This window comes from Vibrio sp. L85, from assembly GCF_963871815.1.
Classification (GTDB): Bacteria; Pseudomonadota; Gammaproteobacteria; order Enterobacterales; family Vibrionaceae; genus Vibrio; species Vibrio harveyi.
This window is the reverse complement of record NZ_CAWMYL010000193.1, coordinates 82,630-107,344: the sequence shown is the minus strand read 5'-3', so window position 1 is coordinate 107,344 and position 24,715 is coordinate 82,630. Positions and strand designations below refer to the sequence as shown.

Genomic DNA, 24,715 nt, shown 5'->3' with positions numbered 1-24,715 from the left:
TAAATCCTCAAAAACCTTCTTTTTTGACCTCTCTAAGCCACTGCAAAATCTCGATTTTTCCTTCAAATTTATTGCGTTATTCATGCTGTAAATTTACGCCAGTCACACTATTATTTTTTCTTGAAAGAAACTAAGTTACGTCTTTTTGATACTTCGTTTAACTTAACTATCTGAATATTAAGACTATTGGATGGTTTGGGTGGGGATATTTGTCGGTGAGCAGGAAATAAGATTGCTTTTTAACCTATTGAAATCGAATCTCAGTTCAGTAATGCTTCGCCACATAACAATAATTACCAATTTTTCTCTCCCGTTATCCCTGCCAGGAAGGTGGGGATTTTTATTGCCTGAAATTCACGTTTTTAGATGACAGATAAACAAAAGCCCTACCAAAAGGCAGGGCTGTGTCGAAAAAATTTAACAAATTTTGTTAATTATTCTTCGCCGCTCTCTGGAGCGTCTTGCTCGTCTTCTTCAATCAAGTGTGCAAATGCTGGTGCAAACCAAGTGTCCAGTTTGGCACGTAGCTGATCGACACCTAGACCTTTCAGTGAAGAGAACACATCAACCGATACGTCACCACCAAATGTTTCCACTTGCTTGCGGATTTTCAGTAGCGTTTGTTTGCGAGCACCGCTTTTCAGTTTGTCTGCTTTAGTCAGAAGAACTTGAACAGGGATGCGGCTGTCGATTGCCCAGAAAATCATTTGTTGGTCGAGATCTTTCATTGGGTGACGGATGTCCATCAGAACCACCAAGCCCTTTAGGCACTCGCGTTTCTGTAGGTATTCACCTAATGATTTTTGCCATTTGTTCTTCATCTCAACCGGTACTTGAGCGAAGCCATATCCTGGCAAATCGACAATGTGACAACCTTCTTCCACTTTGAAAAGGTTGATCAATTGAGTACGACCTGGTGTCTTTGATGTCTTTGCTAAGCTTTTTTGGTTAGTAAGACGGTTAAGTGCACTCGATTTACCAGCGTTTGAGCGTCCTGCAAACGCAATTTCGACACCTTCGTCCTCAGGTAAGTGACGAATATCGGGTGCGCTGGTGATGAAATGCGTGTTTTGGTAATGAATTTTTACGCTCACTGTTAACTCCATCTCGACTTTGTGTAGTCGATTGATTACTTTTTTGTGAAATTGTGTAAAATAACCGTGCTCGGCATAAGGTCGCCTATTGTACCATGAGTGTACGCGGTATGTTCACATTCCGTGGTACTGGAAGCTTGATAATTATAATGGAATGTCATGAAGAAATTAGCGCTAATTTTGAGTCTTTTAGCCAGTTGCTCAGTATGGGCCCAAGGTAATATTGAAGCTGGTAAAGCAAAATCACAAACTTGTGTCGCCTGTCACGGAGCGGACGGTAACAGTGCAATCGCAATGTACCCGAAACTTGCAGGCCAACACGCTAAGTATCTTGAGAAGCAGTTAAAAGATCTAAAACTAGGTATGACTAGTGGTGGTAAGCAAGGTCGTTACGACCCTGTGATGAGTGGTATGGCAATGCCACTGAGCGATGAAGACATCGCTGATCTATCTGCATACTATGCCTCTCTACCAATCTCAGAGAGTTCAACACCAGAAGATGTTGTTGACAAAGGTAAAGTACTTTACACCGCTGGTAACGCAGAACGCGGTCTAACCGCATGTATCGCATGTCACGGCCCTCGTGGTAACGGCACTGAGCTTTCAGGTTTCCCTAAAATTTCTGGTCAGCACTCTGACTACATCAAAGCTCAGCTAGAAAAGTTCCGTGATGGTAACCGTGGTAACGATATGAACGCCATGATGCGTGACATCGCGAAAAAAATGACAGACGAAGACATCGAAGTTCTGTCGAAATACGTTGGCGGTCTGCACTAAACCCCTACATAGTTCGAGCACAGTTATACAAATATGCCCTAGCTTTTTTGCTGGGGCATTTTTGTTAGTGATCTTGATCACACATGGATTTTAATTCACAAGTGATAGTTAGCTCGGTGCTTTGTGAGACATTTGCCATACTTGTTCGATACTATTTCTCATCTTGTTCTTTAAGTTATTGATAGATTGAACTATTTATTTTTGACCCAAAAAACCTATCAATAATTTTTTTCAATGACTTGTCGGTTTTTATCCAGTCCGTAAAGTAGAGGCTGTTCACAAGGAGTGAATGACAGGAATTTAGACCATGGATATAAGGTCTCCAAGGACGCAAACGAAGGACGTTTGATAGTCGGAAAAGGGACTTAGGTAGGCAAGGAGCCTATCAGATATGGATGGTCATCTAGTCTAACGGTTAAGACAGCGAAACGGATCAAGCTCAGGAAGTAGCTCAGTAGACAGGAAGTAAACGGATAGCCAAAACTCATCAGGAAGATGAAGAACAACACTTTTTGGCAAGGAAAGCTCGAAAAACAAAAGGATTCTTGGTGCACCAAATGAGTGCAACACAGTTTCGCCACTGTTGGTGGCATTCAGAAAGCGACAGTCTCACTGTCGCTTTTTTTATACCTTCAATTCCGATAAAAACTTTTTTAACAAAAACTGCTGAAAAAGTATCCAGTAACACTCCAATCTGAGTCCACTTTCTGGTATGTTTCGCATCCCTGTTTGAGGAAGTCAGCATGCACACCTGTCCTTTATGCCAGAATCAGCGCACTCACCACTTTTTTGAAGATAAGCAACGCGAGTATCTTCAATGTGAGCAGTGCAGTTTGGTATTCGTCAATCCAGACCAACGTTTGGATGCGGAAACTGAAAAAGCTCACTATGATCTGCATGAGAACAATCCTGAAGATATGGGATATCGCCGTTTTTTGGCACGAATTGCTGACCCAATCGCAGAGCGAATTTCACCACAATCGAACGGAATCGACTTTGGTTGTGGTCCGGGCCCTACGCTTTCCTTAATGCTAGAAGAAGCGGGGCACAACATGGCGTTGTACGATCTTTACTATCACCCAGATACTTGTGTGTTGGAAAAGCAGTACGATTTCATGACAGCAACAGAGGTGATCGAACACCTCTACCACCCAGATATGGTGTGGAAGCAATGGTTGAATTTAGTTAAGCCAGGTGGCTGGATAGGCCTGATGACGAAAATGGTCATCGATGTAGAAGCCTTTCGGACATGGCACTATAAGAACGATCCAACGCATGTGGTGTTCTTTAGCCGTGATACGTTCCAGTTCCTAGCAGAGCGGGATAAGCTCGAACTCGAATTTATTGGTAATGATGTAATTTTACTGAGGAAGACCCAGTAATGAGCCGTAAAAAGAAATCAAGAAAGCCAGGTGCCTCTGGCGCACCTGAGTTTGTAGTAACTCGTAACCGTACAGAATCAGATGTAGAAGGTCGTCTACGTAAGCGCGCGAAAAAGCGTAAAGGCTTGAAGACTGGTAGCCGCAACTCTGATGCGGAAGAGCAGAAGAAACAAGCCGCAGCGCAAAAACGCGATCCTCGCTTAGGCAGCAAGAAGAAGATTCCTCTGATTGTTGAGCCAGCGAAGAAGCAAACGAAACAAGAGCGTCGTCTATCTGCTGAGCAAGAGCTAGAGATGCTAGAAAACGATGCGCAATTGAACGTGTTGTTGGATCGTATCGAAGCGGGTGAGAACCTAGGTACTGGTTTACAGAAATATGTAGACGAGAAGCTAGATCGCATCGAGAAGCTAATGGATCAACTAGGTCTACTAGAGCCGGAAGAAGACTTTACTGCGCCAGCAGTAAAAGGGTCTCGTAACGACGACGATCTACTTGCAGACTTCGACGATATCAACTTCGACGACTACAAAGGATAAGTAATCCATGAACGTAACCTTATTAGCGATTGCGGGTGCAGTGATTATTATCGCGCTGGCTTCTTATGCAGGTTACCTTCTGCTTCAATTGAAAAAGCAAAAGGAATTGCAGCTGAAGCATCAAAAATTGGCGATCGATAAGCGTAACGCCAACATTTTTGAGAACGTGCATACCTTGTGTCAGGCGGGCATCCAAGGGCAATGTGACTTGTCGGAAATCAGTATTCGTGTTTACAACATCATGGATTATGTCCAAGGTGAAGACCGTATCGATTTTGATGCCACATACCCTGCGATTTCTGAGTTGTACCATACCGTGAAAGATATGGCGCGCGGCGAAGATCGCCAGCAGCTTGCCAAAAAAGAACGTATGCAACAGAACCTGACGCGTCACAAAGCTGAACAGCGCTTAACGGACGCGATCATCGAAGAGCTCAAAGTGTTGCAAAAAGACGTTCAGCCACTGAATAACCAAATCAATATTCAGATGATCTAATTGGTGCCCCCGATGGTTTCCTTATAACCAATGGGGGTATCGTGATCACGCTAGCACTTCTTTGGTTTTATACTTAAAAAGCCGACAGCGACTACCGTAGTTGTCATCGTCGTATGGCAAAATAACGGTTTCTGAATATCGGGCGACGGCTTTCGTCTCCCTAGCATTTAACGGAAAGTACCACCATGTCGAATCAACACACTGAATCGAAACAGCAAATCGTCTGGGATCAAGCGGTATTGGATAAGTACAACTACTCTGGCCCGCGCTACACGTCGTACCCGACAGCACTGGAGTTTCATGAAGCGTTTACCATTTCGGACTACGATATGGCATGCACTCAGTACCCAGATCGTCCGCTATCTCTGTACGTTCACATTCCGTTTTGTCACAAGCTTTGCTACTACTGTGGCTGTAATAAAGTCATTACTCGCCATTCGCATAAGGCTGACGAATACTTGGATGTACTTGAGCACGAGATTCGTCAACGCGCGTCACTATTGGGTGAACGCCAGGTGACTCAATTGCACTTTGGTGGTGGTACACCAACTTTCCTATCTGAAAAGCAAATCACGCGTGTGATGAACTTGCTACGCCAAGAGTTTACGTTTAGTGCGGATGCGGAAATCAGTATTGAAGTTGACCCACGTGAAATCGAGCTCACTATGCTGGATCACTTGCGTGGTGAAGGCTTCAACCGTCTGAGCATTGGCGTGCAGGATTTCAATAAAGAAGTTCAACAGCTCGTGAACCGTGAGCAAGATGAAGCATTTATCTTTGCGATGGTTGCTCGCGCAAAAGAACTTGGTTTCCGCTCAACCAACCTTGATTTGATTTATGGTTTACCGAAGCAAACTAAGGCATCTTTTGCGAAGACACTAGAGCAAGTGTTAGAAATGCAGCCAGGTCGTTTGTCTGTGTTTAACTATGCGCACATGCCACAACTGTTTGCTGCGCAGCGTAAGATCAAAGACGAAGATTTGCCAAAAGCGGAAGAGAAGATGGCGATTCTACAAGACACCATCGCTACGCTAACAGGTGCTGGTTACCAGTTCATCGGTATGGACCACTTTGCCATGCCAGATGATGAGCTTGCTGTTGCTCAACGTGAAGGCATCTTGCACCGCAACTTCCAAGGTTACACGACGCAAGGTGAATGTGACTTGGTAGGCTTTGGTGTTTCTGCAATTTCAATGATTGGTGATGCCTACGCACAAAACCAAAAAGAATTGAAAAAGTACTACGCACAAGTGAATGAATCTCGCCACGCGCTGTGGAAAGGTGTATCACTGGATGCGGATGATTTGCTACGTCGTGAAGTGATCAAACAGCTTATCTGTAACTTTAAGCTGGATAAGAAGGCGATTGAGTCTGAATTTGGCGTTAAGTTTGAGCAATACTTCAAAGAAGACCTAGAGCTACTACAAACCTTCATTAATGACGAGTTAGTGGAAGTGGATGACCGTGAAATTCGCGTTACGCTTCGTGGTCGTCTGTTGATCCGTAACATCTGCATGAGCTTCGATAAATACCTAAGAGCGAAAGCGCGTCAGCAGCAATTCTCGCGCGTTATCTAATCTTTAGCCGATTCTAGATATAAAAAATGCCAGCAAATGCTGGCATTTTTTTATGTTTTTGCGGCAATTAAGCGCGATATTTCACTTTTTCTTTCAGTTCAGTTTTTTCTGCATCTGATAGGAAAGCGATATCTAGACCGTTGATTTGCGCTTGGCGAATCTGTTCTTGAGTTAGGCCTGCTGCTGGTGCCGCCACTTCGTATTCGTAAGGCAGTTCAATACCTTCCACTGCTGGATCGTCCGTGTTTAGACACGCAAGTACGCCGTGATCTAGGAACTGTTTCAGTGGGTGGTTTGCTAATGATTCAACAGTGCTAGTTTGGAAGTTTGACGTTAGGCACGATTCAATACCAATACGGTTTTCTGCAAGGTAATCCATCAGTTTAGGATCGTGGATTGCTTTCACACCGTGACCGATACGTGTCGCTCCAAGCTCTTGAATAGCTTGCCACATGCTTTCTGCGCCAGCCGCTTCACCTGCGTGCACCGTTACATTCAGACCTGCGTCGCGCACTTGTTTGAAGTGAGACACAAAACGGTCACCTGGTTGACCAAGCTCATCACCAGCAAGGTCAACGGCAACCATGTGGTCTTTTTGGCTAAGGATTGCATCAAGCTCTTGCTGACACGCATCAGTACCGAAAGTACGGCTCATGATACCGATTAGGTTTGCCTTGATACCGAAATCACGCATACCCGCTTGCACGCCATCAACTACTGCTTCTACTACGCCTGCGACTGGTAGTTTATGTTTCATCGCCATGTAGTATGGAGAGAAACGCAGTTCTGCGTAATCAATTTGCGCGTTTAGTGCGTCTTCAACGTTTTCGTAAGCAACGCGGCGACACGCATCTAGATCACCCAACACTGCTACGCCCCAATCAAGCTTAGAAAGGAAAGCAACAAGAGATGGCTCAGCTTCAACAATTTGAACGTGTGGTGTTAGTGATTCGATGTCGTAAGCAGGTAGCGCAATACCAAATTGCTGACCAAGCTCAAGAATAGTCTTAGTACGAATGTTGCCGTCAAGGTGACGGTGCAAATCAGTTAGGGGAAGATTCTTAGTTATCATTATGGCGATCCGGGTTTGTTGTGAACAGGAACTCAGCCCAAACATTATCAATGACAATACATGGGGAAGATTTGCAGTTAAGTATAAATAACAGTTAGGCAAGTTGTCAGTAGAGGATGACTAGGAAATCAACGATTTCAGCTGTTTTCTACTTCATGTTAACCAAATGTGTTGGCCATTCTTCCATCGGCATTGGGCGACTGTAGTAGAAACCCTGAACCTGATTACAGCCAAGTGAACTGAGCAGTTGTGCTTGCGCAGCCGTTTCCACGCCTTCTGCTACTACATTGGTCTTCATGCCTTTGGTGATGTTGATGATCGCTGATACAACAGAGCTGTCGAGGTTCTCTTTAGTCAGACGATTAATAAAGGTGCGATCTATCTTCAAGCAGGTAAACGGTAATGCGTGTAAGTAAGCCAGAGATGAGTAACCTGTGCCGAAGTCATCAATAGCAATGCCTAGTCCCATTTCTCGCAGTTTGAGCAAATTGTCCAGTGTCGTTGGTGCGCTGTCGATGATGCGCGACTCGGTGATCTCCAGCGTCACATTGGTGGCAGGCAGACCCGTTGTTCGCAGCACTTTCGCTACGGATTCAACAAAGTTAGGGCTTGAAAGCTGATGAACCGACACATTAACGTGTAATTGGAAGTCTTCAGGCCAACGTTTACTGTCGATTGCTTTACGAGTATCACTACACGCTTGGAATAAGATTTGTTGACCAATGGTCTTGATCATGCCGCTTTCTTCGGCGATTGGGATGAAATCTAACGGAGAGACCATTCCCGAATCACTGTGCCAGCGTGCGAGTGCTTCGGCGCCACAAATGTTGCCTGATGCAAGATCAATAATAGGTTGGTAGAAAGGCACAAATTCACGGTTATCGATGCCTGTTTGAATCTTAGCGATCATCTGAGTTCGGAATTTAGACGCGCTCGCCATTTCAGGACTGTAGTGGCAGACGCTGGTGCGAGAATCTTGTTTCGCGTAACTCAAAGCAATACTGGCATTACGCAGCCATAAAGACATTGTCTGATCGGGCTGAGTGCGTACGACGCCAATAGAAACTTTAATGACGACCGTTTCACCATCAAGAACAAATGGTGCTGCCAACAGTTGGTGTAAACGGCGCTCAACTAAGCTGATGTCGCTATCACTGTTTGTGTTGGGCATGAATACGGCAAACTCATCACCACCGATGCGCGCTAGTGTCGCTTCATCTTGCAGTTGCTGTTTAAGGCGTTCAGCGATGTGTATCAGAAGCTTATCGCCGTTGTGATGACCAACACTGTCATTGATATCTCTAAATTTGTTGATCCCAATAAGATACAAACTCCCTTGCCCTGAGTGAGGTAAGCTGTCACTCACTTCTATTAGCCCTTGGCGGCTATACAGGCGGGTTAGAGAATCAAACTCAAGTTGTTCACGCAGTGCTTTAAAGGACGCTTTGAGGTTGCTTGCCATCTCGTTAAACGCTTGCACCAGAATAGTCGTCTCGTACACATAACCAGGACGAGGCATAGTGCTATCCCAATCGCCTTTCGCAAGGTGTTGGGCTGCTGTCGCTGTGGCATTGATGGGGCGAGTAACTCGGCTGAAGATAAGCATGCTAATGACGATGCCAACCAAGCTAACGAAAATACCCACCATCCAGCTTCTTTGCTGGTTCTTTGGTAGGGTGCCAAGCAGTTCTGTCTCAGAGATCGAAGTGCCAATAAACCAAGTTAAACCGTTAGCATCATGATATGGCGTGACTCGGCTAAAGGTGCGCTGACCGTTGAAGTCGAACTCAAAAGTATAAGGCTTATCGCTGTAGCTTAGGTTTTTGCCACTGACGCGAGCCGCGCTCATCTGAATGACTGGATCTGCGCTTTCTGAAGCGAATAAGCGCTGACCTTTATCTGAGAACTTTGTCCCCCAAGAAATAACACTACCTTGTCCAGAGTGCGCCACTAAGCGTTGCTCTTGGTCCATGATGTAAACCGAGGCATTCGTATCTTGCTTAAGCTTTTGCAAAAATAAGTTAAACGTATTGATGCGCACATCGGTTACCAACACACCAGCAAACTCACCCATTTCATAGATAGGCGTCATCGCTGACAGAGTGATGTCTTGACGTTCGTCGGCATTAGCATAGATGCTCGACCAACGAGGTTTGTTGTCTTGAGCGATGGGTTGGTACCAAGGACGAGTGCGAGGATCGTAAGGCTCGATGATGGTGCGAATGTCATCACTGATGGTTTCACTACCGTAAATCACTAAGTTGCCATTGGTTCGATGGTCTTGAAGCATCAGTGTATAGGCGCCATCAGATTCACGACGAAAACCTGTAAAATCCCCAGATTCTGAACCGAATGCAATGACATCTAACTGTGGGATCGAATGATACAAATCCTTAAAGGCACTTAACAGATAGTCTTGGATTTCTTTGGTGTCGTGCGGGCGATAAAGATTGTGGTAACTAACGTTGTGACCAAGCGCAGTCACTGCAGTGAAAGGCTTGCGCAGGTAATCATTCAGATGATCGTGGACACTTTCTGTTAATACAGAAAGCTGTTTGTCACTGATGTCGGTAACAACCTCTTCATAGCTCTGTTTCTGGACGTAAACAATCACACTGATAGCCAGCAAAAAAATCATCACAAAAGGGATGAGTACAGCGGTGCGTAGTGTAATTTGAGTCGTTGCGTTTGACATTGCCTAGCCATATAAGGGGTGTCGTACCATAATTGTACTGATACTTAGGTTATCAAGCGAGAGCAAAAGTGTGCGCTTGATAACCTTTTGTCAAACTCGTTGCCGCTTAAGGTCAGTACAGTTCTTTCAATTTTCTGGTTAGGGTATTGCGTCCCCAACCTAATACTTTAGCGGCATCTTGCTTATGACCTTTAGTATGTTCTAATGCGGCTTCCAATAAAATGCGCTCAAATTCTGGTAAAGCGTAGGAAAGCAGTTCTTTATCCCCAGCTTCTAGCGCATGGCGTGCCCAATCCGCCAATTGTTCTTGCCAACTGCCGCTGGTGGTTTCAGTGATGATTTTCTTTTCTTCCAGCAATTCGGCAGGTAAATCGCTAGGTAGCACCTCACTTCCGCTGGCCATAACGGTTAACCAGCGACAGATGTTTTCCAGTTGGCGAACGTTACCCGGCCAATCAAGGCGATTAAGAATTTCCACCGAAGATGGATGCAGGGTTTTGGTTTCAACACCGAGTTCATCAGCCGCTCGAACGAGGAAGTGTTGGGTGAGTTTTTCAATGTCTTGCTTACGTTCTCTCAGTGCGGGGATTTGCACGCGAATAACGTTCAAACGATGGAATAAATCCTCGCGGAAATCACCCTCATGGACCAATTTTTCAAGGTTTTGGTGGGTGGCTGCGACAATACGAACGTCGACACGGATTGGAGAGTGTCCGCCAACGCGATAAAACTGACCATCCGCCAACACGCGCAATAATCGGGTCTGAATATCTAATGGCATGTCACCGATTTCATCCAAAAACAGCGTGCCACCATTGGCTTGCTCAAAGCGACCTTGACGGACGCTATTGGCACCAGTAAATGCGCCTTTCTCGTGACCAAACAGTTCCGATTCAATCAAGTCTTTTGGGATCGCAGCCATATTGAGGGCAATAAAAGGTTTGTTGGCGCGCGGACTGTGGCGGTGCAAGGCATGAGCAACCAATTCTTTGCCGGTACCCGACTCACCGTTGATCAGAACAGAAATAGAAGAGCGCGATAAACGACCGATAGCACGAAATACTTCTTGCATTGCTGGTGCTTCACCAATGATTTCAGGTGTATCAGTAGGGATATCGTCCGGTAGAAGTTGCTCGCGCTTGTTCTCTTGGCTGTGAGCGATGGCGCGCTCTACCAATGTGAGCGTTTCGTCGATATCAAACGGTTTGGGCAAGTATTCAAAAGCGCCTTTTTGGTAGGCGTTCACTGCCGCATCTAAATCGGAATGCGCCGTCATGATGATGACGGGGAGATCTGGGTAGTCGCGTTGTACTTGTTTTAATAGCTCTAAGCCATCGATACCCGGCATGCGAATGTCAGAAACTAAAACGTCTGGTACTTCACGTTCTAGCGCCATTAAAACGCTTTCCCCATCCGCATAGGTTTCGCATTTGATGTCGGCTGAGGAGAGGGTTTTCTCCATGACCCAACGAATCGAACTGTCGTCATCGACGACCCAAACATATCCTTTACTCATGTAATAAATCCTTGCAGCAAAAGCCTAAAAACTGACGAATAGCAAAGCCAATTAACCAAGTCAGATTGGCAAATAAATAGTAAAAGTGGTGTGACCTGGCCAACTCTCGACATCAATCTTGCCGTTATGCTGGTCGATCAAATTTTGTGAAATAGATAGCCCAAGTCCGGTTCCGCCTTCGCGTCCGCTGACCATGGGGTAGAAAAGCGTGTCTTGCAGTTCGGGTGGAATTCCCGGTCCGTTATCAGTGATTTCAACGCGAGCCGCGAGTTTGCAACGCTGACCATGAATGTTGGCTTGATGCACCGTTCTGGTGCGTATGGTGATTTTACCGTGTTCTTGGTGGGACAGAATCTGTGCCGCATTGCTGACGATGTTGAGCATTGCCTGCTCGATTTGGTCCGCGTCCATCAAAATCTCTGGCAAGCTCGGATCGTAGTCTCGTTCGATGACAATCGAATGCTGTGACTCCAATTCGACTAATTGACGTACCTTCTCCAACACTTGGTGCAAGTTTTCTTGTGCTTTCTTACCCGGCTTTTGCGGTCCAAGAAGACGATCAACCAAGGCTCTCAATCGGTCGGCTTGTTCAATGATGATGTGTGTGTATTCCGTCAAGGAAGGGTCGGGCAGCATTTTTTCCAATAGTTGTGCTGCGCCGCGTAAACCGCCGAGTGGGTTTTTAATTTCATGCGCCAAACCGCGTACTAACAGTTTCGCCGCTTGTTGTTGAGCGTGTTGATTGAGCTCTTGAGTGAGGCGGCGTTGCTGATCAATTTTGCGCATCTCAACCAACAACATCAGCTGTTTTTGCCATGTAATAGGACTGACGGTGACTTCGAGCATCAAAGGACGCCCATCGACGACAAAAGTGACGTCACTGTCAGTGATGCTTTGTCCGCTCTGCAATGGTTGAGTGAGCAGGGCGAGATCCAGTGACGCATGCTGAATTAACTGAGATAACGACTGTTCAACAATGCGTTTAGCACTTTGTGAGAACAACAACTCAGCCGCGGGATTGGCGTAACGTACCGCTAACCCATCATCAAGAATCAGCGTAGCTGTCACCATATTATTGAGAATGGCACTGGAGAGACTGGTATCCACATTACGTCCTTGTTTGCGTTGTGATTGTGCGTTGCACTATATTGGTGCAATAGAACGTAAGTATGGCGAATAAATCTAAGAAGAAAAAGTGAAAAGCGCCATCAGAGTGCGGTTTTTTTCACTTAATATTCTACTTTGCCCCTTTAATGGTCGGCTTGATACTCGCTCTATGTAAATGCACCGTTATAGGGCTAGTAGATGCAATAAGCTTGCCGCTTCTTTTGGCTTTTACCGCAAGGGTGTGCGTGCCACGGTCGATATTGTTTAACTGCCAAGTTAAGCGGCTTTGAGGAGCTCCATAAGGCTTACCATCAAGGATGAGTTGCAGTTGTTCGCCTATGCCTAATTTGCGGTTTGCTTCGAGCTGAATATTGATGACACCAGAGTTACTGCGAATGGTTTCATCGTGCTGTGGAGTGAGCATAGTGAGGGAAAGGGGTAACGGTTTATCCGTTTTAGTTTTTTTCTCTGTGGTCGGCTCCTGAACTGCATTTGCTTGGGGAGCGAGAGACTCGGTGCTCTCCACTTTAGGGGCTGGAGCGCTGGATTCAAGATTTGGCAGAGAGATGGTCTTTGCGCCTTGGTTTGGTGTGTCACTGAAGTGCACCACACCGTCTTTATCCACCCAAGTGTACGCGACTTGAGCTAAGGCTGTCGTTGCAATCAGTACACTACTGAGGGCGCATAGTGATGGTAAAAGCTGAACTTTCATTGCTCACCTTCTTTTGATAGATGATTTCACGTTTAGGTGCTTAGCTCTTTGACTTATCAAGCAAAAGAGTCTGAGCGTATTTTAGTTATCCCTCCATGTTAAACGCCCAAATAGAGTGAGCGAATACAAAAAAGGCCCGCCTGCGAGGCGAGCCTAATATTTTGTAACTGCGTTTACATTTTACACAGCTGAAACCTTATACAGAGTAGTAAAGTTCGAACTCAAGTGGGTGAGTTGTCATGTTTACTTTCTCTACGTCTTGAGACTTAAGACCGATGTAAGAATCGATGAAGTCGTCAGAGAATACACCACCTGCAGTTAGGAACTCACGGTCTGCATCTAGTTCTTCTAGTGCATCTTTTAGTGAGTATGCAACAGTTGGGATTTCTGCTGCTTCTTCAGCTGGTAGGTCGTAAAGGTCTTTATCCATCGCTTCACCTGGGTGGATCTTGTTCTTAATACCGTCAAGACCAGCCATTAGCATTGCTGCGAAACATAGGTATGGGTTAGCCGCTGGGTCACCGAAACGAACTTCGATACGACGCGCTTTAGGGCTTGGTACCACTGGGATACGGATAGAAGCAGAACGGTTACGCGCTGAGTAAGCTAGCATTACTGGTGCTTCGAAGCCTGGTACAAGACGCTTGTACGAGTTAGTTGATGGGTTCGCAAATGCGTTGATTGCGCGAGCGTGCTTGATGATACCGCCGATGTAGTAAAGTGCAGTTTCAGATAGACCGCCGTACTTGTCACCAGCAAATAGGTTTACGCCATCTTTTGCTAGAGATTGGTGAACGTGCATGCCGCTACCGTTGTCGCCAACTAGTGGTTTAGGCATGAATGTCGCCGTCTTACCAAATGCGTGAGCAACGTTGTGTACAACGTACTTGTAGATTTGAATCTCGTCAGCTTTCGTTGTTAGCGTGTTGAAGCGAGTTGCGATTTCGTTTTGACCCGCAGTTGCTACTTCGTGGTGGTGCGCTTCTACAACTAGACCCATTTCTTCCATTACTAGACACATTGCAGAACGGATGTCTTGAGATGAATCTACTGGAGCTACTGGGAAGTAACCACCTTTAACGCCTGGACGGTGACCTTTGTTACCTTCTTCGTAATCAGAACCTGTGTTCCATGCTGCTTCTACGTCATCAATCTTGAAGAAAGAACCAGACATGTCAGTTGCGAACTTAACGTCGTCGAATAGGAAGAACTCTGGCTCAGGACCGATAAGAACGGTGTCTGCAATACCAGTAGAGCGCATGAAGTCTTCTGCGCGCTTAGCGATAGAGCGTGGGTCGCGGTCGTAGCCTTGCATTGTTGCAGGCTCAAGGATGTCACAACGGATGTTTAGCGTTGCATCTTCAGTGAATGGGTCAAGCACTGCAGAAGATGCGTCTGGCATCATAACCATGTCTGATTCGTTAATGCCTTTCCAGCCAGCAACTGATGAACCATCGAACATTTTACCTTCTTCGAAGAAGTCTGCGTCGATTTGGTGAGCAGGGATAGAGATGTGCTGCTCTTTACCTTTTGTATCAGTGAAGCGTAGGTCAACAAACTTAACTTCGTTTTCTTGGATCAGTGATAAAACGTTTTCTACTGACATCTTGGATAACCTCCAGTGTTAATAAAGCGGTAAAAGCTCGATTTATGAAACATTAATTAAATCCAGCATTGATTAATCTGTTTGACATTTTATTAATCGATGCTGGTTTCTCTAAAGCCAAAACCGTGCCAAAAAAATTATTCCATTAATTTCAATGGATTGCGTTTTTATACGCTAGTTTGGTGCAAACGATTGCACCAAAATGATCTGTAGGTGCACCATTGTGGTGCATTATTTTATTATTGCACCACAATGTGACAACTACGTTGCTTATTCAGCCCAGTTTTTGAGCAAGAGTCAATTTGTAATATGCGCGATTGGAATAAAGTTGCGTTGAATCAATTCGCATGGCGCTCTAAAGCGGGTGTTAAGCGTAAATTTGACAGAAATGCTCGGGAGTAGATCACATATCTCTATGCTTTTTGCTAGAATCTGGTACATTATGGCCGTTTTTTTAATCAGTAAATGTCGTCAGAGAGCACCCGTTCTCAGCATGAGGGCATTTCATCTATCTAAGTGAATCAATATCCATGGCTACTCCACAGATTGATAAATTAAGAAATATCGCGATTATCGCGCACGTTGACCACGGTAAAACAACGTTGGTTGACAAGCTGCTACAACAATCAGGCACGCTTGAGTCTCGCGGTGAAGCTGAAGAGCGAGTCATGGACTCGAACGACATTGAAAAAGAGCGTGGCATTACCATTCTTGCTAAGAACACAGCAATTAACTGGAATGACTACCGCATCAACATCGTAGATACTCCGGGACACGCGGACTTCGGTGGCGAAGTAGAACGTATCATGTCGATGGTAGACTCAGTTCTACTTATCGTTGACGCTGTTGACGGTCCAATGCCGCAAACTCGCTTCGTAACTCAAAAAGCATTTGCTCACGGTCTTAAACCAATCGTTGTAATCAACAAGATTGACCGTCCTGGTGCACGTCCTGATTGGGTTATGGACCAAGTCTTCGACCTATTCGACAACCTAGGTGCAACTGACGAACAGCTAGACTTTAAAGTTGTTTACGCGTCAGCACTTAACGGTTGGGCTTCTCTAGAAGAAGGCGAAACTGGCGAAAACATGGAACCTCTATTCGAAACTATCGTTGAAGAAGTAGCGGCTCCAGAAGTTGACCTAGACGGTCCACTACAGATGCAAGTTTCTCAGCTAGACTACAGCTCTTACGTTGGTGTTATCGGTGTTGCTCGTGTAACTCGTGGTAGCGTGAAAGCAAACCAACAAGTAACAGTTATCGGTGCTGACGGTAAAACTCGCAATGGTAAAGTGGGTACAGTAATGGGCTACCTTGGCCTAGAGCGTCACGAAGTTGAGCAAGCTAACGCTGGTGATATCATTGCAATCACAGGTCTTGGCGAGCTAAAAATCTCTGACACTATCTGTGCGCAAAACGCAGTAGAAGCACTACCGCCGCTGTCTGTTGATGAACCAACAGTAACAATGACGTTCCAAGTAAACACGTCTCCATTCGCGGGTAAAGAAGGTAAGTTCGTTACTTCACGTAACATCCTTGAGCGTCTAGAGAAGGAATTGGTACACAACGTTGCATTGCGTGTAGAGCAAACAGACGATCCAGACAAATTCCGCGTATCAGGTCGTGGTGAGCTTCACCTATCTATCCTGATCGAAAACATGCGTCGTGAAGGCTTCGAGCTTGCTGTATCTCGTCCAGAAGTAATCATCAAAGAAGAAGATGGTCAGCTATTGGAACCGTTCGAAACGGTAACTATCGACGTTATGGAAGAGCACCAAGGCGGCATCATGGAGAACATCGGCCTACGTAAAGGTGAGCTGAAAGACATGTCTCCAGATGGTAAAGGTCGTGTACGTATGGACTTCGAAATGCCATCTCGTGGTCTGATCGGCTTCCAAACTGAGTTCATGACGCTGACTTCTGGTTCTGGTCTTCTATACCATACGTTTGATCGCTACGCGCCACACAAAGGCGGTAACATCGGTCAACGTGTAAACGGTGTACTAATTGCTAACGCAATGGGTAAAGCGCTAACTAACGCACTATTCAACCTTCAAGAGCGTGGTCGTCTATTTATCGGTCACGGTGTTGAAGTTTACGAAGGCATGGTTATCGGTATTCACAGCCGCGACAACGACCTAACAGTAAACGCACTGAAAGGTAAGCAGCTAACCAACGTTCGTGCATCTGGTACAGATGACGCACAGGTTCTTACTCCACCAATCAAGATGACTCTTGAGCAAGCACTAGAGTTCATCGATGATGACGAACTAGTAGAAGTAACACCTGAAAGCATCCGTATCCGTAAGAAATTCCTAACGGAAAGCGATCGTAAACGTGCTTCACGTTCAGCAAAATAATTTGCTGTAACGGATTCGATTAAGAATAAGCCCCGAGTTATGCTCGGGGCTTTTTGTATCTGAAGGAATAAGACGATGACGCCAATTGTTATCACTGGTGGTCCGGGTGCAGGTAAAACCACCTTGTTGAATGCGTTAGGCGAGCTGGGGTACACCACCTTTGCTGAAGGTTCACGTACCTTGATTGAGCAGCAAAGCCAATTGGACAATGGTATTTTGCCTTGGACGAATTTACCTGAGTTTGCCAACTTATGCCTTGAGTTAATGGGCAAGCAAAAGCGAGAAGCGCTGAATCATCCAGTCGCTTTTGTTGACCGTGCTATCCCAGACATCGTGGCATACCTAAAAGTGGGCGGCTGTCCCGTTGAACAAGCCTTCTTGATTGAGAGTGCAGGGTACCAGAGTAAGGTACTCACATGTCGACCTGAAGCCTCTATTTATGTTCAAGATGATGTGCGTCCACACAGTTTTGAAGAGGCGCTACAAATCCATCAAACCTTAGTCGATACCTATACTGAACTGGGGTATGAAGTGGTTGAAGTGCCATGGGGAAGCGTAGTTGAACGGGTGGCGTTTGTTCGACAAGTAATGGGCTTAGTTGCTGAGGTAGAAGGTGGGGAGTAAAGATAGAGCTTGGTAGGTATGCCGGTGACTGACGGAGCTAGGGATAGCTTGGTCGCTAGATAGCAAAACCTCCTCACGAGGAGGAGGCTTTATCGAATTACTTTTGATTCAGCTGCTGTAAGAACTTATCTGACTCAGTAATCGCGGCATTCATTTGTTTGATTGCGTATTGAATGTCTTTCTCTAGGTTAGAGAATTCACCTTTCAGTGAGCCGATCGCGCTCGCGTTCAAGTTATGCTTGAGGTAAAGCGTGTTGTCACGCAGTGTATTCAATACTGGCGTCATTTTGTCTTCTGCACGCTTCATAGCGTTAAGCATGGTTTTGTAAGAGGCTTTGGTTTCACGCAACTTCTGTTCGCTAGAGCGACGCAGTTTCGCACTGGTGTATAGGTCTAGCTCGCCTTGCCATTCATCAAACAGAGCATCTGACACATCTTCAATTGCAGCAATCCGGTCGCGTACATCTTGCGCCGCTTTTTCACTGTCTTCGTATTTGTCGTTAATGTTGTTGTAGACGCTTTCTAGCTCACCGCCGTCAAAGCTAGTTAACGCAGAAAGAGCTTCTAGCGCGCTGGTGAACTCTTCTTGTGCGTCTTGCTGCGATTCTTTGGCGTCTTCCACACGATCAACCATAATGTCACGTTTGTGGTAACCCACTTGTTCCATTGCTGAATAATATGCGGACTGACATCCTGTCAAAGTGAAAATTGATAGTACAATTGCTAATAAATAAGGCATTCTTATGTCCTCGACGCTAATTTATGGGATGAACTATGAACCAGTTATCAGAGAGTTACAAGGTGAGATTGAGCAAGCTCGTGCCGGGGAGCGTCGCGTTTTTCAAATATTTGCTCAAGCGTATGACGCACGATCGCGTCAACGTTAATGCAGGCTATTTAGCTTACATCACTTTGTTGTCTATTGTGCCGATGTTGACGGTATTGCTGTCGATATTGTCGAAGTTTCCGGTATTTGAGAATGTGGGCGAAACCTTGCAAGGTTACATCATTGATAACTTTGTCCCTGCTTCCGGTGATGCAGTCAGAGTTGCGTTGCAAGAGTTTGTCTCAAACACAGGCAAGATGACCGCCGTAGGTGGTGCGTTCTTGTTTGTTGCCGCTTTGATGCTGATTTCGAATATCGACAAGAACTTAAACTACATTTGGCGCGTGAAAGATAAACGTCGTCCAGTGTTTTCTTTCTCCATGTATTGGATGGTGTTGACCCTTGGTCCGATTCTAGTCGGCGCGAGTATTGCAGCGACCTCCTACGTGACATCGCTAAAGCTGATTGAAAACGAAACCTTATCGGGCGCTTACAACCTGTTTTTACGTTGGTTACCTTTACTGTTGTCCTTCTTTGCGTTCATGGGGTTGTACTTCTTAGTGCCAAACAAAAAGGTTTATCTATCCCATGGTGCGGTTGGTGCTGCCATTGCCGCTGTGCTGTTTGAACTGAGTAAGAAAGGCTTTGCTTTCTACATTACTCAATTCCCGTCATATCAGCTGATTTACGGTGCGCTCGCTGCGATTCCGATCCTGTTTGTGTGGGTGTATCTGTGCTGGCTGATCGTATTGATTGGCGCAGAAGTGACTGCTGCTCTGGGGGAAAGAGAGCACTGGAGTGACGACCTAGAAATGATACACTCGACCGCTGAATTGCAATTAACAGATGAAGGAAGCGAGAGTCGTGATAGCGCTAATTCAACGAGTCAGTGAAGCCGCCGTTCGTGTAGACGGTGAAGTTGTCGGTGAAATCGACCAAGGTCTACTTGTCCTACTTGGTGTAGAGAAGGACGATGATGAAGCAAAAGCAAAACGTTTGATGGAGCGCGTAACCACGTATCGTGTGTTTGAAGACGATGAAGGCAAAATGAACCTTAACGTCAAACAAGTGAACGGTAAGGTTTTGGTGGTGTCTCAATTTACGTTACCAGCGGATACCAAAAAGGGCACTCGCGCAGGCTTTTCTCGCGGCGCGCATCCAGCGGATGCAGAACGTCTGTATGACTACTTCTCGGACTTGTGTGAGCAAGAACTGCCAACACAACGCGGTCGCTTCGCGGCGGATATGAAAGTGTCATTAATTAATGACGGTCCAGTGACTTTTTGGCTACAGGTCTAATCTGGCAACCACAACATCATGGTCTAAGCTTTAAGCCCAAGTAAATTGAATTTGCTTGGGTATTTTCTCCTAAGGCTTTCATTTGATTTGTACTTTCAAAGGATTGATATGTTCAAACTCATAACTCCAAAAACAGAAAATCAGCTCAACAAGTACTATCAATTTCGTTGGCAGTTGCTACGCGAACCTTGGCGTATGCCTGTAGGCTCCGAGCGTGATGAGTACGATGGCATGAGCCATCACCGCATGATTACCGACAGTCGTGGTCGTCCGATGGCGATTGGTCGTTTGTACATTACCCCAGATAACGATGGTCAGATCCGCTATATGGCGGTGAAGAACAACCGTCGCAGTAAAGGCATGGGCTCATTAGTGCTGGTGGCGCTTGAGTCGCTAGCTCGACAAGAAGGGGCGAAGCGTCTGGTGTGTAATGCCCGTGAAGATGCGATTGCCTTCTATGAGAAGAATGGTTTTGAGCGTCGCGGTGAGCTGACCGATGAACGTGGTCCCGTGCGTCACCAACAAATGGTTAAACAGCTTGACCCAATGGCGGATGTGCTACGTCGTCCTGATTGGTGTACCGAGCTGCAACAGCGTTGGGAAGCGCAGATCCCGATTGCAGACAAAATGGGGATCAAAATTAACCAGTACACTGGCTATCAGTTTGAATGCAGTGCGCAGCTCAATCCAAACCTGAACCCGCACAACACCATGTTTGCCGGTTCTGCGTTTACCCTAGCAACGCTAACTGGCTGGGGCATGACGTGGCTGTTGATGAAAGAGCGCGGTTTGCACGGTGATATTGTGTTGGCGGATAGCTCGATTCGTTATCGCCATCCTGTTGAAGAGAACCCAGTCGCGAGCACGTCGTTAGATGGTATCAGTGGTGACTTGGATAGACTTGCTTCAGGTCGTAAAGCGCGTATCGTTATCCACGTAGTGATTTACAGTGGAGATGTGCCTGCCGTGGATTTTGTAGGCACATATATGCTGCTGCCAAATTACTCTAAGCTACTCAGCTGTTAGATTATTAGGCGCTGGTGTTTCTTGTGGCGCATCTTGGTTTTCTGATGCGCCTAGTTCTGTCTTGGTTTTATCTGTTGCTTGATTGGCGTGTTCTTCGGAGACCTTTTCTTCTGAGGTCTGCGCCTCAAGGCTTGAATCTTTAGTTACGTCTTTTTGTTCTGAGATAAGTTGCTCTTCTGAATGCGGCGCTACGGCTGATTCTTGTTCTTCCTCTACAACCTCACTTAACTCTTCCTCATATTGTTCTAAGTTGATGGGATCAATACTGGTGCGGCTTGTTGTTTTTGACGAGCTCTGTTCTGATTCTGCTGGTTTTACTGATTCAGTCTGCTTTGATGTATTTGTGCATTCATTTGTTTTGACTTCGCCATTCAGCACATCACCTTGGATCGAACCACATGCTTCTTGGAGTTGGTAAATCACGCCACTTAACGGGTTGTTCGCCATATCAAACTCACCAGACAGATTGCCCGAGATGGCTTCGCCTGAAATGGTCACCGGTTGAAGCTCAACAGCACCACGTTGAGCTGCCAAACACAAAGGGCTCAAAGTGATCGCTGTGAGTGAATCATCCGATTGTGACTTTAAGGTGGTATCACGTAAGTTGGCTTCCACTTCGCCCGATAAGCTGTAAGCAAGCATGTTTTGATCGCCGGCTAAGCCTTTTAAGTCGAGACTTAGATCTGAGAAGCCATTGACCGCGAGCACTGTTGGCAAATAGGGGTGAAGCAATTGCAAGGGAATCCCATCGGCGTTGAGACTCAACGCCCAAGGTTGGCTGGTGGTGCTGAGATCGATTTGCCCTAAGCCTTCGATATAGCCTTGCTCTAACGGTGCAAACAAACGTGTCAGTTGCCACAAGCCATTGTCACTCTGTGTAGAAATGGCTGCGTGTGATGTGATTACTTGATCGTAACTTGCGTTTACCACGCTAGCATCAAGCTTACCGTTCCAAATTCCCCAGTGACCATTGCGGTGTTTTACTTCGAGCTGGTCACCTTCCAAATTCAAGCCAGAAAGCTGCCAGTAAGGTTGTTTAGATAACTGGATAACTTGGCTGCGTTCAATCTCTAACTGCTTCACATCGACTTGCTGGAGCCTTTCTGTGGCGATTTGCCACCAGTCGGTCTTATCGTCAGGTTGGATAGCCCATTTCAATCCATTGATGGTTGCGCTGTTGATTTTCCAATGCTGTGGCTCGAACTCACCAGATACCTGCACACTACCTTGCTGCCAATCAAAGCTTAGCTCTTGTAGTTGGATTGACTCCGGCTTGAGTTGGGCGTTCAAACGAGGCTCAACTGCGGTTTGGTCTTGGAAACTGACGCTGTCAGCTTGCAAAGAAACCTGTGCTGTTGTTTTCCAAAATGACAGTGGCAGAGAGGCGTTTTCTACTGATAACTCAAGGTTGTGCCAATGCCAATCTCCGTACTCAATATCTGCATTCAGGAGATCGAGGCTGTTGATATGGTTGATATTAATTGGCAACGCTTGCCATGGTTTAGCGAGTAAAGATTGCAACTGTAGGTTATCGATTTTCAGCTTATCAAGGGTCACATTCACCAGTGACCAGCCTTGTGGGTACTGTTCGCCTTGTCCTGAGACTTCACTGCCACGCCAGTTAAATGAAGCGCCGTAAAGCGTGCTGTCTTGGGCTTTGTAATCCAAGTCTATAAGCAACTTATCGAAGGCTTCGCCATTCCAATACAATTGATCAGCCGAAAGTTGAACCTCACCATAAGGTATTTGCTGAGCATCGCTCGACCAAATTGGGTTTTGGATCTGTACATTCAAGCCATTAATGCTGAATGCATCATCTGCGTAATCGATGTTCTTTAACGCGATTTGATGGAAATAAACATTGCTGAGCGTCGGCAATGTTGGCATGCCGTGTTGCAGGCTCAGACCATCAATCAACAGACTGTCGACAATCCAATTTCCGTCACGACGAACATCGGGGTTAAGCCATAGATCGACTTGCTCAATGAACGGCAAGTTTTTTTGTTTTGTCGCCACTCCATTGAGGGTGAGGTGATAAGGAAATTCGTATTGCACGTTATCTGCATGCAGCGGTAGGTCGACTAGATCAGAAAATAGATTCCATGTTTGGCGAGAATAAGAGGTGGTCAGCATCCCCACAAAGACAACCGGAATTGCAATCGTCACTATGAGTATAAGAAGTAGAATTCGAACTGCTGTTTTCATCCCTGCCAAAACCTGTAAGTAATATGAAGTAAGTGTGAGAGTCTCGACTTACTAAGATAGGTTTAAGCTTGTATCAATCTTGAGGCAGATTCAATAAAAAGCCCCTCAAAAGAGGGGCTTGACGATTATTTTTGTAGCTAAGTCACGAAGAGTTAGCGAGTGGTCTAGTCGAGTTGAGGACCTGCAGCCACTAGTGATTTACCTTCTGCGTTGTCAGTGTACTTATCAAAGTTGTTGATGAAGCGCTCTGCCAAGTCTTTTGCTTTGCTTTCCCATTGTAGTGGGTCAACGTAGGTATCACGTGGGTCAAGGATGCTTGGATCCACGCCAGGAAGTGAAGTAGGCACTTCTAGGTTGAAGATAGGAATATGCTTAGTCTTCGCATCTTCAATTGAGCCATCAAGGATTGCATCGATGATGCCGCGTGTATCTTGGATAGAGATACGCTTGCCGCTGCCGTTCCAGCCTGTGTTAACTAGGTAAGCTTCTGCACCTGCTGCTTCCATGCGTTTCACTAGCACTTCTGCGTACTTAGTTGGGTGTAGAGTTAGGAATGCTGCACCAAAACATGCTGAGAACGTTGGCGTTGGTTCAGTGATGCCACGCTCAGTACCTGCTAGCTTAGCGGTAAAGCCAGACAAGAAGTGGTACTTAGTTTGCTCAGGTGTCAGTTTAGACACAGGAGGAAGTACGCCGAACGCATCAGCCGATAGGAAGATCACTTTGTTTGCGTGACCGCCTTTCGATACTGGTTTAACGATATTGTCGATGTGATGCAGTGGGTAAGACACACGAGTGTTTTCAGTCTTAGAACCATCATCAAAGTCGATAGAACCATCGCTACGAACCGTTACGTTCTCTAATAGCGCATCACGGCGGATAGCATTGTAGATATCAGGCTCAGCTTCTTTAGATAGCTTAATGGTCTTCGCGTAACAGCCGCCTTCGAAGTTGAATACGCCGTCGTCATCCCAACCATGCTCGTCATCACCAATTAGTGCACGTTTAGGATCAGTAGATAGGGTAGTTTTACCTGTGCCAGACAGACCGAAGAAGATTGCTACATCGCCTTCTTCACCCATATTTGCACTACAGTGCATTGATGCGATGTCTTTCAGCGGAAGGAAGTAGTTCATCATGGCGAACATACCTTTCTTCATTTCGCCGCCGTACCAAGTACCGCCGATCAACTGAGTGCGCTCTGTTAGGTTGAATACGGTGAAGTTTTCAGAGTTCAAACCGTGCTCTTCCCACTTCTCGTTCGTGCATTTCGCGCCGTTCATTACGACGAAATCAGGTTCAAACGTTGCCAACTCTTCTTCTGTTGGACGGATGAACATGTTTTTCACGAAGTGTGCTTGCCATGCAACTTCTGTGATCACTCGAATGCTCAAACGAGTGTCTGGGTTTGCACCACAATAACCGTCAATCACAAATAGACGCTTACCTGAAAGCTGGTTGGTCACTAGCTCTTTTAGGTCGTCCCATACTTCTTTGTTGATTGGTTTGTTGTCGTTTTTCACTGCGTCAGAAGTCCACCACATGTGCTCTTCTGTCGTTGCATCTTTAACAATGTACTTATCTTTTGGTGAGCGACCAGTAAAGATACCAGTGTCTACGGCAACCGCGCCGAGTTCTGTAACCACACCACGTTCATAACCTGTTAGGTCAGCACGGGTCTCTTCCTCAAACAGCATTTCGTAGCTTGGGTTGCGAACAACCTCTTTAACGTTATGCAGTCCGTGTTTGGTTAGATCAAGTGTTGCAGCCTTTGTATGTTCCATAACGGTCATAGGTGCTCCTTA

20 protein-coding genes are annotated in these 24,715 nt (G+C 46.0%); 10 read left to right on the top strand and 10 right to left on the bottom strand.

Translation table 11 applies throughout. The features are described 5' to 3' along the window. Positions 1-434 precede the first annotated feature (434 nt). The gene (gene yihA, locus AACR11_RS20505) at positions 435-1,094 is read right to left on the bottom strand and encodes a ribosome biogenesis GTP-binding protein YihA/YsxC (protein ID WP_029788966.1); all 660 of its coding nucleotides are present in this window, start codon (positions 1,092-1,094) and stop codon (positions 435-437) included. Between the two features lie 159 nt (positions 1,095-1,253). On the opposite strand from yihA, the gene AACR11_RS20500 reads away from it, so the two are divergent. From AACR11_RS20500 to hemN, 5 genes are all read left to right on the top strand, one after another. After that, positions 1,254-1,871: a c-type cytochrome gene (locus tag AACR11_RS20500; protein ID WP_005448544.1), complete on the top strand. Its 618-nt coding sequence runs from the start codon at positions 1,254-1,256 to the stop codon at positions 1,869-1,871. A gap of 743 nt (positions 1,872-2,614) precedes the next feature. After that, positions 2,615-3,253, top strand: a complete 639-nt coding sequence (locus AACR11_RS20495) for a class I SAM-dependent methyltransferase (protein WP_005448542.1) — start codon at positions 2,615-2,617, stop codon at positions 3,251-3,253. Beyond that, positions 3,253-3,789 (top strand): Der GTPase-activating protein YihI, encoded by a 537-nt coding sequence (gene yihI, locus AACR11_RS20490; protein WP_029788964.1) that lies wholly within the window; start codon positions 3,253-3,255, stop codon positions 3,787-3,789. The genes AACR11_RS20495 and yihI overlap by 1 nt, the downstream gene beginning before the upstream one ends. Before the next feature lie 7 nt (positions 3,790-3,796). Then, positions 3,797-4,285 (top strand): DUF2489 domain-containing protein, encoded by a 489-nt coding sequence (locus AACR11_RS20485; protein WP_005448538.1) that lies wholly within the window; start codon positions 3,797-3,799, stop codon positions 4,283-4,285. A gap of 185 nt (positions 4,286-4,470) precedes the next feature. Further along, positions 4,471-5,862, top strand: coding sequence for an oxygen-independent coproporphyrinogen III oxidase (gene hemN, locus AACR11_RS20480; protein WP_005448537.1), 1,392 nt, complete (start codon positions 4,471-4,473; stop codon positions 5,860-5,862). A gap of 67 nt (positions 5,863-5,929) precedes the next feature. On the opposite strand, the gene add is transcribed toward hemN, so the two are convergent. The 6 genes from add to glnA all read right to left on the bottom strand — a co-directional run bounded on the left by add (position 5,930) and on the right by glnA (position 14,570). Then, positions 5,930-6,934: an adenosine deaminase gene (add, locus tag AACR11_RS20475; RefSeq protein WP_029788963.1), complete on the bottom strand. Its 1,005-nt coding sequence runs from the start codon at positions 6,932-6,934 to the stop codon at positions 5,930-5,932. Between the two features lie 148 nt (positions 6,935-7,082). Continuing rightward, entirely contained in the window at positions 7,083-9,629 is a 2,547-nt protein-coding gene (locus AACR11_RS20470; RefSeq protein WP_079325100.1) for a bifunctional diguanylate cyclase/phosphodiesterase, read from the bottom strand. Between the two features lie 112 nt (positions 9,630-9,741). Continuing rightward, on the bottom strand, positions 9,742-11,145 hold the full coding sequence (gene glnG, locus AACR11_RS20465; protein ID WP_005448532.1) for a nitrogen regulation protein NR(I): 1,404 nt from the start codon (positions 11,143-11,145) through the stop codon (positions 9,742-9,744). Between the two features lie 60 nt (positions 11,146-11,205). Next, a complete protein-coding gene (glnL, locus tag AACR11_RS20460) occupies positions 11,206-12,252 on the bottom strand; it encodes a nitrogen regulation protein NR(II) (RefSeq protein WP_005448530.1) in 1,047 nt (348 codons plus the stop codon). Between the two features lie 130 nt (positions 12,253-12,382). Beyond that, positions 12,383-12,964 (bottom strand): DUF4124 domain-containing protein, encoded by a 582-nt coding sequence (locus tag AACR11_RS20455; protein WP_029788961.1) that lies wholly within the window; start codon positions 12,962-12,964, stop codon positions 12,383-12,385. Positions 12,965-13,160: 196 nt separating this feature from the next. Then, positions 13,161-14,570 carry a glutamate--ammonia ligase gene (gene glnA, locus AACR11_RS20450; RefSeq protein ID WP_005448527.1) on the bottom strand — a complete coding sequence of 470 codons (1,410 nt, stop codon included), beginning with the start codon at positions 14,568-14,570 and terminating at the stop codon, positions 13,161-13,163. Positions 14,571-15,100: 530 nt separating this feature from the next. Here glnA and typA point away from each other — a divergent pair. Further along, entirely contained in the window at positions 15,101-16,930 is a 1,830-nt protein-coding gene (gene typA / locus AACR11_RS20445) for a translational GTPase TypA (protein WP_005448526.1), read from the top strand. Between the two features lie 75 nt (positions 16,931-17,005). After that, positions 17,006-17,554: an AAA family ATPase gene (locus AACR11_RS20440; RefSeq protein ID WP_029788960.1), complete on the top strand. Its 549-nt coding sequence runs from the start codon at positions 17,006-17,008 to the stop codon at positions 17,552-17,554. Positions 17,555-17,651: 97 nt separating this feature from the next. On the opposite strand, the gene AACR11_RS20435 is transcribed toward AACR11_RS20440, so the two are convergent. After that, positions 17,652-18,293 carry a DUF2959 domain-containing protein gene (locus AACR11_RS20435; protein WP_079325098.1) on the bottom strand — a complete coding sequence of 214 codons (642 nt, stop codon included), beginning with the start codon at positions 18,291-18,293 and terminating at the stop codon, positions 17,652-17,654. A gap of 35 nt (positions 18,294-18,328) precedes the next feature. On the opposite strand from AACR11_RS20435, the gene AACR11_RS20430 reads away from it, so the two are divergent. The 3 genes from AACR11_RS20430 (at position 18,329) to AACR11_RS20420 (ending at position 20,705) form a co-directional block, all read left to right on the top strand. Then, entirely contained in the window at positions 18,329-19,273 is a 945-nt protein-coding gene (locus AACR11_RS20430; protein ID WP_005448517.1) for a virulence factor BrkB family protein, read from the top strand. Beyond that, positions 19,245-19,679 carry a D-aminoacyl-tRNA deacylase gene (dtd, locus tag AACR11_RS20425; RefSeq protein WP_005434513.1) on the top strand — a complete coding sequence of 145 codons (435 nt, stop codon included), beginning with the start codon at positions 19,245-19,247 and terminating at the stop codon, positions 19,677-19,679. The genes AACR11_RS20430 and dtd overlap by 29 nt, the downstream gene beginning before the upstream one ends. A 108-nt stretch (positions 19,680-19,787) precedes the next feature. Continuing rightward, positions 19,788-20,705, top strand: coding sequence for a bifunctional GNAT family N-acetyltransferase/hotdog fold thioesterase (locus AACR11_RS20420; protein WP_005448516.1), 918 nt, complete (start codon positions 19,788-19,790; stop codon positions 20,703-20,705). Here AACR11_RS20420 and AACR11_RS20415 read toward each other — a convergent pair. Both AACR11_RS20415 and pckA read right to left on the bottom strand, forming a co-directional pair. After that, positions 20,691-22,910 carry an AsmA family protein gene (locus tag AACR11_RS20415; RefSeq protein ID WP_079325096.1) on the bottom strand — a complete coding sequence of 740 codons (2,220 nt, stop codon included), beginning with the start codon at positions 22,908-22,910 and terminating at the stop codon, positions 20,691-20,693. The genes AACR11_RS20420 and AACR11_RS20415 overlap by 15 nt on opposite strands. A 164-nt stretch (positions 22,911-23,074) precedes the next feature. Continuing rightward, positions 23,075-24,703 carry a phosphoenolpyruvate carboxykinase (ATP) gene (gene pckA / locus AACR11_RS20410; protein WP_005448514.1) on the bottom strand — a complete coding sequence of 543 codons (1,629 nt, stop codon included), beginning with the start codon at positions 24,701-24,703 and terminating at the stop codon, positions 23,075-23,077. Positions 24,704-24,715 lie beyond the last annotated feature (12 nt).

Coding starts and splice junctions, on each gene's coding strand:
- AACR11_RS20500 (WP_005448544.1), top strand. CDS start 1,254: ATGAAGAAATTAGCGCTAATTTTGAGTCTTTTAGCCAGTTGCTCAGTA.
- AACR11_RS20495 (WP_005448542.1), top strand. CDS start 2,615: ATGCACACCTGTCCTTTATGCCAGAATCAGCGCACTCACCACTTTTTT.
- yihI (WP_029788964.1), top strand. CDS start 3,253: ATGAGCCGTAAAAAGAAATCAAGAAAGCCAGGTGCCTCTGGCGCACCT.
- AACR11_RS20485 (WP_005448538.1), top strand. CDS start 3,797: ATGAACGTAACCTTATTAGCGATTGCGGGTGCAGTGATTATTATCGCG.
- hemN (WP_005448537.1), top strand. CDS start 4,471: ATGTCGAATCAACACACTGAATCGAAACAGCAAATCGTCTGGGATCAA.
- add (WP_029788963.1), bottom strand. CDS start 6,934: ATGATAACTAAGAATCTTCCCCTAACTGATTTGCACCGTCACCTTGAC.
- AACR11_RS20470 (WP_079325100.1), bottom strand. CDS start 9,629: ATGTCAAACGCAACGACTCAAATTACACTACGCACCGCTGTACTCATC.
- glnG (WP_005448532.1), bottom strand. CDS start 11,145: ATGAGTAAAGGATATGTTTGGGTCGTCGATGACGACAGTTCGATTCGT.
- AACR11_RS20455 (WP_029788961.1), bottom strand. CDS start 12,964: ATGAAAGTTCAGCTTTTACCATCACTATGCGCCCTCAGTAGTGTACTG.
- glnA (WP_005448527.1), bottom strand. CDS start 14,570: ATGTCAGTAGAAAACGTTTTATCACTGATCCAAGAAAACGAAGTTAAG.
- typA (WP_005448526.1), top strand. CDS start 15,101: ATGGCTACTCCACAGATTGATAAATTAAGAAATATCGCGATTATCGCG.
- AACR11_RS20440 (WP_029788960.1), top strand. CDS start 17,006: ATGACGCCAATTGTTATCACTGGTGGTCCGGGTGCAGGTAAAACCACC.
- AACR11_RS20435 (WP_079325098.1), bottom strand. CDS start 18,293: ATGCCTTATTTATTAGCAATTGTACTATCAATTTTCACTTTGACAGGA.
- AACR11_RS20430 (WP_005448517.1), top strand. CDS start 18,329: ATGAACCAGTTATCAGAGAGTTACAAGGTGAGATTGAGCAAGCTCGTG.
- AACR11_RS20420 (WP_005448516.1), top strand. CDS start 19,788: ATGTTCAAACTCATAACTCCAAAAACAGAAAATCAGCTCAACAAGTAC.
- AACR11_RS20415 (WP_079325096.1), bottom strand. CDS start 22,910: ATGAAAACAGCAGTTCGAATTCTACTTCTTATACTCATAGTGACGATT.
- pckA (WP_005448514.1), bottom strand. CDS start 24,703: ATGACCGTTATGGAACATACAAAGGCTGCAACACTTGATCTAACCAAA.